Below are 12,913 nucleotides of genomic sequence, written 5' to 3'. Positions count from 1 at the left end.
CGTCTATGCGGGGCCAAGAAAGGAACACAGCATGCTGCGAACGCGCAACGCAGGCACCCTCGGGCGAGCCGACGTCGGAGCGACGGTCACCCTCGCGGGGTGGGTCGCCAAGCGCCGCGACCACGGCGGGGTCGCCTTCATCGATCTGCGGGACGCCTCCGGAATCTGCCAGGTCGTCGTCCGCGACGAGTACCTCGCGTCTGCGGGCATCCACGACCTGCGCAACGAGTTCTGCATCCAGGTCACCGGCGTCGTCGACGCGCGGACGCCGGAGAACGTGAACCCGACCATCCCCACCGGCGAGGTCGAGGTCGCGATCCGTGAACTGGAAGTGCTGAACCCCTCGGCACCGCTGCCGTTCCAGATCGACGAGCGCACGACCGTCGGTGAGGACGCCCGGCTGAAGTACCGCTACCTCGACCTGCGGCGTCCTCGCCAGCACGACGCGCTGGTGCTGCGCTCGAAGGTCACCCACGTCATCCGTGACGTGCTGGACGATCTCGACTTCTACGACGTGGAGACGCCGACCCTGACGCACTCCACCCCCGAAGGGGCCCGCGACTTCCTGGTGCCCGCCCGGCTGCACCCCGGAAAGTGGTACGCGCTGCCGCAGAGCCCGCAGCTGTTCAAGCAGTTGCTGATGGTCGCGGGCATGGAGCGCTACTACCAGATCGCCCGCTGCTACCGCGACGAGGACTTCCGCGCCGACCGCCAGCCCGAGTTCACCCAGCTCGATGTCGAGATGAGCTTCGTCGACCAAGACGACGTGATCGCCGTCGCCGAGCGCATCATCGCGGCCTGCTGGAAGCTCATCGGCGTCGACGTCGCCCTGCCCCTGCCGCGGATGACCTGGCACGATGCCATGGACGACTACGGCTCCGACAAGCCCGACCTCCGGTTCGGCAACAAGATTCGCGAGCTCACGTCCTTCTTCGCCGACACCCCCTTCCGCGTGTTCCAGGCCGCCTACGTGGGCGGCGTGGTCATGCCCGGGGGAGCGTCCCTGCCGCGCCGTCAGTTCGACGCCTGGCAGGAGTGGGCCAAGCAGCGCGGCGCCCGCGGGCTGGCCTACATCACGGTCGGCGAGGACGGCACCCTCGGCGGGCCTGTCGCCAAGAACATCTCCGACGCCGAACGCGACGGCATCGCCGCCGCGATGGACGCCAACCCCGGCGACGCCATCTTCTTCGCCGCGGGAGCCCGGGAGACCTCCCAGGAACTGCTGGGGGCCGCCCGGTTGGAGATCGGCCGCCGCTGCAACCTGTTCGACCCGAAGGACTGGGCTCTGCTGTGGGTCGTCGACGCCCCCATGTTCAAGTCGACCGCCGAGGCCGTCGCCTCCGGCGATGTGGCGCTCGGCGAGGGGAAGTGGACGGCCGTCCACCACGCCTTCACCTCGCCCAAGCCCGAGTCGGAGGCCACCTTCGACACCGATCCGGGGTCCGCGCTCTCGTATGGCTACGACTTCGTCGCCAACGGCAATGAGGTGGGCGGCGGCTCGATCCGTATCCACCGGCGCGACGTCCAAGAGCGCGTGTTCGCGGTGATGGGCATCGACGGCGAGGAGGCCCAGGAGAAGTTCGGCTTCCTGCTGGACGCCTTCGCCTTCGGCGCACCGCCCCACGGTGGCATCGCCTTCGGACTGGACCGGCTCGTGATGCTGCTGGGCGGGTTCGACACGATCCGCGATGTCATCGCGTTCCCGAAGTCCGGCGGCGGTGTCGACCCGCTCACCGGCGCCCCGGCCCCGGTCACCGCGCAGCAGCGCAAGGAGACGGGCGTGGATGCCAAGCCGGAACCGGAGAAGAGTTCGGTCGAGGCGAAGCCCGACGCCTCAGCCTGATCGCCCTGACAACGCGACGGCGCGCCGCCCTGACCCGGGCGGCGCGCCGTTGTCGTGGTGGAGGGCCCCTTCGCCTGCCGGACCTGAGCGCCCTACTCGCGCAGGTCGCCGGTGGCGGCATCGATGGACAAAGTGACGGGGTTGCCGTCGAAGCTCAACGTGACATTCCAGCGCAAGCCGGAGGAGGACACGTCGTCGTCGGTCAGTTCCGCCTTGACGAGTTCGCCCGGGATCTGGTCCACGACGGTGTCGACGGCTTGGCGCATCGAGACCGAGGCCAGGGCCAGGTGTGCCTGCGCGTCCGCGTCGACATGGTCCGGCGTGGGGTCGTCGGTCACCACCTGGGCCCCATCACCGCTGATGGCCAGTTCGCGTTCGGCGTCCCCGGCGACCACGTCGATCCGCCAGCCGTCGTCGGTCCACGTCAGGTCGATCGCGCGGCCCGCGCCGGCGTTCTCCGCAGCCTCGATGGCCGCCCGGGCGGCATCGTTGCGGGCGTCGACCGTGTCCTCAGTGATGGTGGTGGCTGTGGTGGCGGTGGGCTGGCCGGACACCGTGGCCGCGGGGGAAGGCGACGCGCCGGGCGGGGTCGTGGCGCAACCGGCGAGGAGTGCGGCCACCGCGCCCGCCAGCGCCAGGGAACGGATCGTCATGCCTGCCAACCTATCAACGGGGTCGTCGCCTGTGGCCTCGTTGGCGCCTGCCCCTGTGCCCGCGATCCCGCCGTCGGATCGCCCCGCTACCCTCGACTCGTGACCGACCTGTTTGGCAATCCCGATCCCGCGCAAGCCGCCGCGGTGGCGCGGACAGGCGGCTCCCTGTCAGGGGCTGGGCAGGGGGCGGGGCCGCTCGCGGTGCGGATGCGCCCGACCAGCCTGGACGAGATCGTCGGGCAGCAGCACCTGCTGGGCCCCGGCTCGCCGTTGCGCCGCCTGGCGTCGGGGCAGGCCATGTCGGTCTTCCTCTGGGGGCCGCCCGGGGTGGGCAAGACGACGATCGCCGCGGTGGTCTCGCACGCCACGAGTCGTCGTTTCGTGGAGCTGTCCGGCGTCACCGCCGGGGTGAAGGAGGTGCGGGCAGAGTTGGAGACGGCCCGCCAGCAGTTGGCTCGCGGGGTGGGCACGGTGCTGTTCGTCGACGAGGTGCACCGGTTCAACAAGGCCCAGCAAGACGTCCTACTGCCCGCCGTGGAGAACCGGTTGGTCACGCTGATCGCCGCAACCACGGAGAATCCGTCGTTCTCGGTCATCTCCCCCTTGCTGTCGCGGTCGCTGCTGCTGACACTGAAGCCGCTGACCGACGCGGACATCAACGCGCTGCTCGACCGTGCCCTGATCGACGACCGCGGGCTGCGCACGCCGGAGGGCGGCCACTACACCCTGGACGCCGACGCGCGGGCGACGCTGGTGCGCCTGGCTGGCGGCGACGCACGGCGCAGCCTCACCTACCTCGAGGAGGCGGCCGCGTCCGCGTCCGCCCTGGGGAGCGTGGTGATCGGACCGGAGGCGGTGGAACTGGCCGTGGACCGCGCCGCGCTGCGCTATGACCGCGACGGGGACCAGCACTACGACGTGATCAGCGCGTTCATCAAGTCGGTGCGCGGTTCCGACGTGGACGCCGCCCTGCACTACCTGGCGCGCATGCTGGCCGGCGGCGAGGACCCCCGATTCATCGCGCGCAGGCTGATCATCTCGGCCAGTGAGGACATCGGCATGGCGGCGCCGTCGGTGCTGCAGACGTGTATCGCTGCCGCGCAGGCGGTGCAGCTGATCGGGCTGCCCGAGGCCGAGTTGACACTCGCCCACGCGACCGTGGCCTGTGCCACCGCCCCGAAGTCGAATGCCGTGTACCGGGCCATTGCCGCGGCCAAGGCGGACGTGGCCGCCGGGAAGTCGGGGACCGTCCCGGCGCACCTGCGCGACGCGCACTACGCGGGGGCCGAAAAGCTGGGGCACGGGCAGGGGTACCTCTATTCCCACGACTATCCCCACGGAGTGTCGGCCCAGCAGTACCTGCCCGACGAACTCGCCGCGGCCCGCTACTACGAGCCCACCCAGCACGGCAACGAGGCGCAGCTCACCGAACGGCTGACGGCGATCAGGTCGCTGCTGGGCCGCGAGGAGTCCTCCGGCCAGGAGTGAGCGGTACGCGGTGGCTACCGCAGCACGGTCAGAGCCTCCTCGAGGGTGAGGAGCGCGGACATCGTCACGGCACCGAAGTCCGGGGCCTCGTCCGCCCGCATCGCAGCCGCTGCCGTGAGCCGCCCGGTCGCCTCCGACTGACCCGAGCCGCTCGCCTCCCGCCGTTCGCCCGAACGACGGTTGCGCGCTACGAGATGCCACTCCTGCGAGCCGAGGTGCGGCGCGTGCGTCAGGACGCCCCTCAGGGCGGGGAGGCGTCCGATCAGGCCGAGCGCCGCGGTCATGGGCGCGGAACTGAGCGTGAGATATGACCGGATGACGGCCCCACCTCGGCCCGAGAGGAGGAGATGGTCGGGGAAATCGGCTCGCAGGTAGCGGCGGGTGCGCCCGTCGGGACCGACCTCGCGGCGGCTCTCGGCGAGGTTCCGGACCGGCACATCCTCGGGGGGATGGTGAAGGTCGGTGCCGATGAGGGACGCGGTCCAGGCGACCGCGGACGGGCCGTGCTGCTCCCCACTGCCCAACATGACGAACACGTCTACGTCGTCCCCGGGCTGAGCCTTCAGTGAGGTGACCAGCACCGTACTGAGCCCCGGCGCCAGCCCCGCTCCGAGCACGACGGGGCCGCGGGCTCGCGCGCGCAGGTGAGCCAGATACGCGCCGGTGGCCGAGATTTCGACCAGCGGTGTCGGGCCGGTGTGCGCGGCCAAGTCGGCCCGTTCGACGCCTGAGGCGTTGACGACAACATGGTGTTCGGCGGCGAGGCCCGCCAGCGGGGCGAGATCTCCCGTGAGGTCTACGCCAGCGGCGCCCGGCGCTGTGCGGCTCGCCGCCGTGACTTCGTGGCCGGCGCGGTGGAGTTCGCGACGGATCACGGTGCCGACCGCTCCCCGCGCGCCCAGCAGGAGCGCCCTCATCGCGTGCCCTCGGCCGTCGTCAGGCAGCACCGGTGACGCCCGGGTGATCGCTTCGGCACGCTGGTGAGGGTTGGATAGGGCCGGTGCATGGTTCTCCTGTCGCCGCGGGGATTGCTGCTGACCATCGTTAAGGAGCGGGACCGTCGGCCCCAGGAGATTTGCGGATTCTGCAAACATGAGGGTGTGGACACCGAACTCACCCAGTTGCTGGCGGCGATCGGGCCGCGGTTGCGCGCGGCCAGGGTGACGCGCGGGCTCACCCTGGAGGTGGTGGCCGGGCAGACGGGGCTGTCGGCGAGCGCGATCTCGCGGCTGGAGACCGGCCACCGCCGCCCCACCCTCGATGCGTTGATTCCGCTCGCGCGCGCCTACCAGGTGCCCCTGGACCGCCTCGTCGCCGCCCCGGCGATCGGCGACCCTCGCATCAACCTGGTGCCGCACGCCGTGGCCTCCGGCGGCGTGGTGGTGCCGCTGACCCAGTACCCGGGCCGGGTCCAGGTGTTCAAACACGTGCTCGGGCCCCGGGAACCGAAGCTCATCACCCATGCAGGGCACGCCTGGCTGTACGTGCTCGCCGGCACGTTGCGGCTCCTGCTCGGGGAGGAGGAGCACCTCCTCTCCCCGGGCGAGACCGCCCAGTTCGCCTCGACGACCCCGCACTGGTTCGGCCCGGCGGGCCAGGGCACCGTCGAGTTGCTCCACCTCTTCGGACCGCGTGGGGACCGCCCGGTCGCCCGGTTGGACCATCCCGCCCCGGGATAGCGGCACGATCACCCCGCCACCACGACGCTGCACTAGGCTCGCGGCATGACTGTCGGAGAGATCGCCGGGCTGATCGCCGCGTTCGCGTTCGTCCTCCTGGTCGGCATGTGTGTGGTTCCGCTGCTCAAGCTCAGCAAACTGCTGGACGAACTGATCGGTGCGGTCAAGGACGTCAACTCCGCCACCGCCCCGATCCTGAGCGAACTGCACGAGACCGTGGAAGCCGCCAACGCCGGACTGGATCGCTTGGGCGGCGTCACCTCGGAGGTCGAGAAGGTGACCGCCGACGTGGCCAAGGTGAGCGGGCACGCATCGATGGTGGTGGAGAACACCGCCACGCTGTCCTCGATCTGGCTGGCCGCCTTCGGACGCCCGCTCATCGCGCTGGCGTCCGCGCTGCACGGCTTCCGGGTCGCGCTGGCCGGCAAGCTGAGCGGGTCGCGATGAGCCGCACCTTCTGGTTCCTCGCAGGGGTCGCTGCCTCTGCGTTCGTCGCCCTGAAGGGGCGGCAGTATTATCGACGACTGACACCGGCAGGGATGGCGGAGGAGTTGGAGCGCAAGGCCGAGGGCGCGGCCGAACAGGCCAAGGTCTGGGTCGACGACTTCGCCGCCTCCTATTCGGCGGCCCGGGCTGCGAAACAGTCCGAGCTGACCGCCCTGCTGACCAAGGACGAAAGAAGACAACTGCCATGAAGACCGCTGAGATCCGGCGCCGGTTCCTCGACCACTTCGTACGCGCCGGGCACACCCTGGTGCCCTCAGCGTCCCTGGTCTACAACGACCCCACCCTGCTGTTCGTCAACGCAGGCATGGTGCCCTTCAAGCCCTACTTCACCGGCGCGGAAACCCCGCCCTTCCCCACGGCCACGAGCTGCCAAAAGTGCGTCCGCACCCTCGACATCGAGGAGGTCGGCAAGACCACGCGGCACGGCACGTTCTTCCAGATGAACGGCAACTTCAGCTTCGGCGAGTACTTCAAGGAAGGTGCCATCCGGCATGCCTGGGGACTCATCACCGGGTCGCAGGAGTCCGGCGGCCTCGGCTTCGACGGGGACAAGGTCTGGGTCACCGTCCTGGGCCCGGGTTACCACCCGGACTTCCCCGACGGTGACGTGGAAGCCATCGAGTTGTGGAAGCAGATGGGGCTGCCGGCCGACCGCATCCAGTTGAGGGACCTCAAGGACAACTACTGGAACATGGGCGTCCCCGGTCCGGGGGGACCCTGCTCGGAGATCTACATCGACCGCGGTCCCGCCTTCGGGCCCGAGGGTGGTCCCGCCGTCGACGAAGATCGCTTCCTGGAGATCTGGAACCTGGTCTTCATGCAGCAGGAGCTCTCCGCGGTGCGCGCCAAGGACGACTTCGACGTGTTGCGCCCGCTGCCGAAGCCGAACATCGACACCGGCATGGGGCTCGAGCGCGTCGCCTACCTGATGCAGGGCAAGGACAACCTCTACGAGATCGACCAGATCTTCCCCGTGATCGAGAAGGCCGCCGAGCTGTCCGGGAAGCGCTATGGCGCCGATCACGACGACGACGTCCGGATGCGGGTGGTCGCCGACCACGTCCGCTCCGGCCTCATGCTGATGACCGACGGCGTCACCCCCGGGAACGAGGCGCGCGGGTATGTGCTGCGTCGCCTGCTGCGCCGCAGCGTCCGTGCCATGCGGCTGCTCGGCGTCCACGACCCGGTCCTGCCCGAGTTGCTTCCGGTCAGCAAGGCGCTGATGGAGGAGTCCTACCCGGAGATCGCGACCGAGTGGGCGCGCACCTCGTCGTCGGCGTACGCCGAAGAGGAGTCCTTCCGCCGGACGCTGGCCGCGGGGACGCAGATCTTCGACGTCGCGGTGACCCAGGCCAAGGAGGCGGGGGCGAGTGAACTGGGGGGCGACCAGGCCTTCCAACTGCACGACACCTACGGCTTCCCGATCGACCTGACCCTCGAGATGGCGGCAGAGGCCGGTTTGGCAGTCGATCGCGCCGAGTTCACCCGGCTGATGGGGGAGCAGAAGGCCCGGGCCAAGGCCGACGCCCGAGCGAAGAAGGGCGGCACCGTCAACACGGCCGCCTACCGCACCCTGCGCGATGCCGGGGAGACGCCGTTCCTCGGCTACACCGACCTGGACGTCACCAGCCGGGTGCGCGGGATCGTGGCCAACGGGCAGCTCGTGACGAACGCGCTTCCCGGCGATGTCGTGGAGGTCATCCTCGACGAGACCCCGTTCTATGCCGAGGCCGGCGGACAGGACGCCGACGCGGGCGTCCTCACCGCGCCGGGCCTCCAGCTCGAGGTGCTGGACGTGCAGCGTCCGGTCCAGGGTCTGGTGGTGCACAAGGCGGTGGTGAACGAAGGTGAGCTGGTCACCGGCGCCGAGATCCGCGCGGAGGTCGATCCCGGCGCCCGCTTCGGGGCCTCGCAGGCGCACACCGCGACCCACGTGGTCAATGCCGCGCTGCGGCAACTGCTCGGTGCTGCGACCCACCAGGCGGGCTCCTACAACAAGCCCGGGTACCTGCGCTTCGACTTCAACGCGCACGAGGCGCTCAGCCCCACGATGCGCTCCGAGCTGGAGGGCATCGTGAACGAGGCGGTGCGCGACGACTTCGGCGTGACCGCCACCGAGATGCCGTTGGCGCAGGCCAAGGCGCTCGGCGCCCAGGCCATGTTCGGCGAGAAGTACGGCGACGTGGTCCGGATGGTGGAGCTCAACGGGGCGTGGTCGCGGGAACTGTGCGGCGGGACGCACGTGCGCAGCACTGCCCAGATCGGTCTGGTCGACCTCATCGGCGAAGGCTCGGTCGGATCGGGGATCCGCCGGGTGGAGGCGCTGGTCAGCACCGACGCCTTCACGCAGTTCGCCAGCGAGCGCGCACTGGTGAGCACACTGGCCGACACGCTGAAGACACAACCAGATCAGTTGGTCGACCGGGTCGAGAGGCTGCTGGGGCAGCTGAAGGCCGCCGAGAAGCAGATCGCCGACCTGCGCCAACGGGAACTCCTCGGCAATCTCGATGCCCTGGTGGCCCATGCGGTTCAGGTGGGCGGGGTGACCTTCGTCGCAGCCACGTTGCCCGGCGTCTCTGCCGGGGACGTGCGTACCGTCGCCATCGGCCTGCGGGACAAGCTCGCAGCGCAGGCCGCCGTCATCGCACTGGTCGGGGGGCAGGCCAAGCCGGTCCTCCTCGTCGCGACGACCGCGCCGGCGCGGGAACGCGGGGTGGCGGCCGGGCGTCTGGTCGGCGTCGGTGCGGCTCAGCTGGGCGGCAAGGGCGGCGGCAAGGACGACCTGGCCCAGGGCGGCGGCACGGATGCCTCGCGTGCCGAGGAGGCCCTGGCCGCGATCCGGGCGGCGCTGCCGCAGTCATGACCGACGGCACCTACGGCGTTCGGCTCGGGTTGGACTGGGGCAAGGCCCGCATTGGCGTGGCCGCGTGCGACGCTGCCGGGGTGCTCGCCTACCCGGTCGAGACCATCACACCGGCCTCCGACCGGCGGATCGTGACCGAACGTCTGCGTGCTGTGGTCGCCGAATATGACCCGGTGGCCGCCTACGTGGGGCTGCCCCGGCACCTGCGCGGGGCAGAAGGCGAAGCGGCGGCCATGGCCCGCGACGGCGCCGAGCTGGTCGCGCGGCTCTTCCCAGAACTGGAGGTACGGCTGATCGACGAGCGGCTCACGACGGTGACGGCCACCCGGCAACTGCATGATGCCGGCCGCTCCAGCCGGACCCAGCGGGCCGTGATCGACCAGGCTGCCGCCGTGGCAATCTTGAATCAGGCGCTTGACGGCGAACGGGTGGCGAACGCCCGCGTCGGCGAGCGGATCGATGGAAGGAATCACCGATGAAACCTCGACGCGCGCGCGAGCCCCGGCTTCGGGATCCCGAGACCGGCGAATGGGATGTCGCCGAGGTCAAGCATCGCACCAAGGGCTGGGTCGCCGTCGTGCTGGCCCTGGTCATCGTGTTCGGCGGGATCTGGTTCGTTGGCGGCAAGGCGTGGGACGCCTGGATGTCGTTTCGTACCAAGGACGACTACATCGGAGCGGGCGTCGATCCGATCCAGGTGGAGATCCCGCGCGGCGCGACGATGACGGCGGTCGGCAAGCTGCTGGAGGAGAAGGACGTCGTGAAGTCGGCCGACTCGTTCCGCCGCTACGCGCAGTCGCGTCCCGATGAGTCCTCGCGTGTGCAGGCGGGCCGGTACAACATGAAGACGCAGATGTCGGTCATCGCCGCCTTCGATGCCTTGCTGGATTCCAACAATCTCGTCCGCAACACCATGCAATTGCGGGAGGGGCAGCGCACCAGCGAGCAGTTGGCGGCGATGGCCGCCGCGACGAAGCTGCCCGTGGAGGAGTTCCAGGCGATCGCGAAGTCGCCGGGCAACCTCGGGTTGCCGACCTGGGCGAACGGGAACGTGGACGGCTTCCTGTTCCCCGACACCTACGAGTTGGGCAGCACGCCCACGGCCGAGGGCACCATGAAGATGACCGTGGACAACTTCAACAATGTGCTGGAACGCAACGACTGGGTGACGCAGGCCACCAACTCTCCGGCGAAGGATCCCCACAGCGCGCTGGTGATGGCCAGTCTGGTCGAGCGGGAGGCCACCACCACCGAGGATCGGCAGAAGGTGGCGCGGGTGTTCTACAACCGACTCGCCAAGGGCCAGGCCCTGCAGTCGGATGCGACTGTCGCGTACGCCAACAACATCACCGGCCGCGTGACCACCACGCCCGAGGAGCGCAAGCTCGATTCCCCGTACAACACGTACCTGGACAAGAACGCGGGCAAGCTTCCTCCGACGCCGATCAGTTCACCGTCGGAGGACGCCATGCAGGCTGCGGTGGCCCCGGCGGACGGCAACTGGCTGTTCTTCGTGGTGGTGAACCTCGACACCGGCGAGACGGTGTTCAGTGACACCTACGACCAGCACCTGAAGGCGGTTGCGCAGTTCCAGGAGTTCTGCAAGACCTCAGACAAGTGCTGAGCCGACGCTGAGGGGCGTCCGTACCTCGCCCCCGGTGCGGTGGTCGCAGAGCCCTGTGGCAAAGTTGCGGACATGCTGCGTTACCTGACGGCGGGGGAGTCTCATGGGCGGGCGCTGGTCGCCACCCTCGAGGGGATCCCGTCCCACGTGTCCGTCACCACCGCCGACATCGCCGACGCGCTGCGCCGTCGTCGCTTGGGGGTGGGCCGGGGCGCCCGGATGAAGTTCGAGGTCGACGAGGTGACGTTGCTGACGGGGGTCCGCCATGGCGAGACCCTCGGCTCCCCCCTCGCGATCATGATTGCGAACACCGAGTGGCCCAAGTGGGAAACTGTGATGGCCCCCGACCCGGTAGACGCGCAGGTGCTCGCGGCCCAGGCGCGCAACGCCGCTCTCACGCGGCCGCGTCCCGGGCACGCGGACCTGGCCGGCATGCAGAAGTACGACTGGGACGAGGCCCGTCCGATCCTGGAACGTGCGTCGGCTCGCGAGACCGCGGCGCGGGTGGCGCTGGGCCGGGTCGCCACCAATTTCTTGGAGCAGGCCTACGGAATCGGCGTCGTCAGCCACGTCGTCGAGATCGGCCCCGTGGCCAGCCGGGGCGCGACGGTCCCGACGGCCGCCGACCGCGATGCGATCGATGCCGATCCGGTGCGCTGCTTCGACGCCGAGGCGTCGGCTCGGATGCTGGCCGAGATCGATGACGCGAAGGCGTCCGGGGACACCCTCGGTGGTGTCGTGGAGGTCGTGGTCACCGGCATGCCCCCCGGGATCGGGTCCCACTCCCAAGGCGACACCCGCCTGGACGCGCGGCTCGCGGGCGCCCTGATGGGCATTCAGGCCATCAAGGGTGTCGAGGTCGGTGACGGGTTCGCGCTCGCCCGCACGCGCGGGTCCGCGGCCCACGACGAGATGGTCCTCGAGGGCGAGCACATCGCCCGGGTGTCGAACCGGTCGGGCGGAACCGAGGGCGGCATGAGCACCGGCGAGGTGCTGCGGGTTCGCGCCGCGATGAAGCCGATCGCCACCGTGCCGCGTGCGCTGCGCACCGTCGACACCACCACCTTGGAGCCGGCCGCAGCCCACCATCAGCGCTCGGACGTCTGTGCGGTCCCTGCTGCCGGCGTCGTCGCCGAGGCGATGGTGGCGTTGGTCGTCGCGGAGTTGATGCTGGAGAAGTTCGGCGGTGACTCGGTGGGGGAGACCTCCCGCAACCACCGTTCCTACCTCGACCGGCTGGCGGCCCGGCGGCTCGCGTGAGAACAATCGCCCTCATCGGCGCCCCCGGCAGCGGCAAATCGACGCTGGGGCCACTGTTGGCCGAGAGGCTCGGCGGGCCGTTCGTCGACGTCGACACCGTGATCGAGCAGCGTCAGGGGCGCGCCATCCGCGACATCTTCGCCGACGACGGCGAAGACGCCTTCCGTGCGATCGAGGCCGCCGTCACCGTCGAGTTGCTGGCGCAGCCCGGCGTGGTCAGCCTCGGCGGCGGTGCCCCGCTCACCCCGCGCATCGCCACCGCGCTCGGTGACGTCGCCACGGTCTGGCTGCAGGTGGACGCGCACCACGCGGTCGCCCGGATCGGGCTCGACCAGGGGCGTCCCCTGCTGGCCGGCCAGGGGGTACGTGCCACGCTGATCGCGCTGCTCAACGCCCGTACCCCCGTGTATCGCTCGCTGGCCACCGTGGCGATCGACACGAACGGACGCGAACCCGACGCGCTCGCCGACGCCATCGCCGCCGCACTGGAGGAAGCATGAGTCCCACTCTCGACACCGTCCGGGTCGCCGCCGAACGCGCCTACGACGTCACCGTCGGCCACGGCGCCACCACGCTGCTTCCCGGGCTGGTGGACGACTGCGCCCGCGTCGCGCTCCTGCACCCCGTCGAACTCACCGACCGGGCGGAGGCGTTGGCCCGGGCCATCGACGCCGAGGTCCTCTTGCTGTGCGCGCCGCCTGGGGAACGAGCGAAGACGGCCGGTTTCCTCGCTGACTGCTGGGACGCCCTGGCGGGCGCCGGGTTCACCCGCAGCGATGCGGTGGTGGGGTTCGGTGGGGGCGCGACGACCGACCTGGCCGGCTTCGTCGCGGCGACCTGGCTGCGCGGGGTGCGCTACATCTCCGTGCCCACCACCTTGCTGGCGATGGTGGACGCCGCGGTGGGAGGGAAGACGGGCATCAACCTGGACGCGGGGAAGAACCTGGTGGGCGCCTTCTGGGAACCGGCCGCCGTGCTCGCCGACCTGGACCTGCT

The 12,913-nt window shown here is 70.2% G+C and carries 13 protein-coding genes; 11 read left to right on the top strand and 2 right to left on the bottom strand.

Annotated features, from left to right (window positions below; all coding sequences use genetic code 11):
- Window positions 1-31: 31 nt before the first annotated feature.
- Complete coding sequence (gene aspS / locus V7E09_RS02265) at window positions 32-1,843, top strand: aspartate--tRNA ligase (RefSeq protein WP_324522960.1); 1,812 nt, start codon at window positions 32-34, stop codon at window positions 1,841-1,843.
- 92 nt (window positions 1,844-1,935) lie between these two features.
- Here aspS and V7E09_RS02260 read toward each other — a convergent pair whose 3' ends face one another.
- Window positions 1,936-2,496 carry a PepSY domain-containing protein gene (locus tag V7E09_RS02260; RefSeq protein WP_324510942.1) on the bottom strand — a complete coding sequence of 187 codons (561 nt, stop codon included), beginning with the start codon at window positions 2,494-2,496 and terminating at the stop codon, window positions 1,936-1,938.
- A 99-nt stretch (window positions 2,497-2,595) separates the two neighbouring features.
- Between V7E09_RS02260 and V7E09_RS02255 the strand changes: the two genes are divergently transcribed.
- Window positions 2,596-3,984 (top strand): replication-associated recombination protein A, encoded by a 1,389-nt coding sequence (locus tag V7E09_RS02255; RefSeq protein WP_324510943.1) that lies wholly within the window; start codon window positions 2,596-2,598, stop codon window positions 3,982-3,984.
- A gap of 14 nt (window positions 3,985-3,998) precedes the next feature.
- Here the strand turns inward: V7E09_RS02255 and V7E09_RS02250 are convergent, their stop codons facing one another.
- The gene (locus V7E09_RS02250) at window positions 3,999-4,901 is read right to left on the bottom strand and encodes a hypothetical protein (protein WP_324522959.1); all 903 of its coding nucleotides are present in this window, start codon (window positions 4,899-4,901) and stop codon (window positions 3,999-4,001) included.
- Between the two features lie 183 nt (window positions 4,902-5,084).
- On the opposite strand from V7E09_RS02250, the gene V7E09_RS02245 reads away from it, so the two are divergent.
- The 9 genes from V7E09_RS02245 to V7E09_RS02205 form a co-directional block, all read left to right on the top strand.
- Window positions 5,085-5,663 carry a helix-turn-helix domain-containing protein gene (locus V7E09_RS02245; RefSeq protein WP_324510945.1) on the top strand — a complete coding sequence of 193 codons (579 nt, stop codon included), beginning with the start codon at window positions 5,085-5,087 and terminating at the stop codon, window positions 5,661-5,663.
- Window positions 5,664-5,708: 45 nt separating this feature from the next.
- The gene (locus tag V7E09_RS02240) at window positions 5,709-6,110 is read left to right on the top strand and encodes a DUF948 domain-containing protein (RefSeq protein WP_324510946.1); all 402 of its coding nucleotides are present in this window, start codon (window positions 5,709-5,711) and stop codon (window positions 6,108-6,110) included.
- Window positions 6,107-6,358, top strand: coding sequence for a hypothetical protein (locus tag V7E09_RS02235; protein ID WP_324510947.1), 252 nt, complete (start codon window positions 6,107-6,109; stop codon window positions 6,356-6,358). Before V7E09_RS02240 ends, V7E09_RS02235 begins: the two co-directional genes overlap by 4 nt.
- Window positions 6,355-9,033: an alanine--tRNA ligase gene (alaS, locus tag V7E09_RS02230; RefSeq protein ID WP_324510948.1), complete on the top strand. Its 2,679-nt coding sequence runs from the start codon at window positions 6,355-6,357 to the stop codon at window positions 9,031-9,033. The genes V7E09_RS02235 and alaS overlap by 4 nt, the downstream gene beginning before the upstream one ends.
- Window positions 9,030-9,512: a Holliday junction resolvase RuvX gene (gene ruvX, locus V7E09_RS02225; RefSeq protein WP_324510949.1), complete on the top strand. Its 483-nt coding sequence runs from the start codon at window positions 9,030-9,032 to the stop codon at window positions 9,510-9,512. The genes alaS and ruvX overlap by 4 nt, the downstream gene beginning before the upstream one ends.
- The gene (mltG, locus tag V7E09_RS02220) at window positions 9,509-10,657 is read left to right on the top strand and encodes an endolytic transglycosylase MltG (protein ID WP_324522958.1); all 1,149 of its coding nucleotides are present in this window, start codon (window positions 9,509-9,511) and stop codon (window positions 10,655-10,657) included. Before ruvX ends, mltG begins: the two co-directional genes overlap by 4 nt.
- A gap of 72 nt (window positions 10,658-10,729) precedes the next feature.
- Window positions 10,730-11,917, top strand: a complete 1,188-nt coding sequence (aroC, locus tag V7E09_RS02215) for a chorismate synthase (protein ID WP_324510951.1) — start codon at window positions 10,730-10,732, stop codon at window positions 11,915-11,917.
- Window positions 11,914-12,417 carry a shikimate kinase gene (locus tag V7E09_RS02210; RefSeq protein ID WP_324510952.1) on the top strand — a complete coding sequence of 168 codons (504 nt, stop codon included), beginning with the start codon at window positions 11,914-11,916 and terminating at the stop codon, window positions 12,415-12,417. Before aroC ends, V7E09_RS02210 begins: the two co-directional genes overlap by 4 nt.
- The coding region (locus V7E09_RS02205; protein ID WP_442956823.1) for an iron-containing alcohol dehydrogenase at window positions 12,414-12,913 on the top strand (500 nt) is incomplete at its 3' end. The genes V7E09_RS02210 and V7E09_RS02205, both read left to right, overlap by 4 nt.

The organism is Propioniciclava sp., from assembly GCF_036744435.1.
Lineage (GTDB): Bacteria > Actinomycetota > Actinomycetes > Propionibacteriales > Propionibacteriaceae > Propioniciclava.
This window is presented reverse-complemented; position numbering and strand designations above follow the sequence as displayed.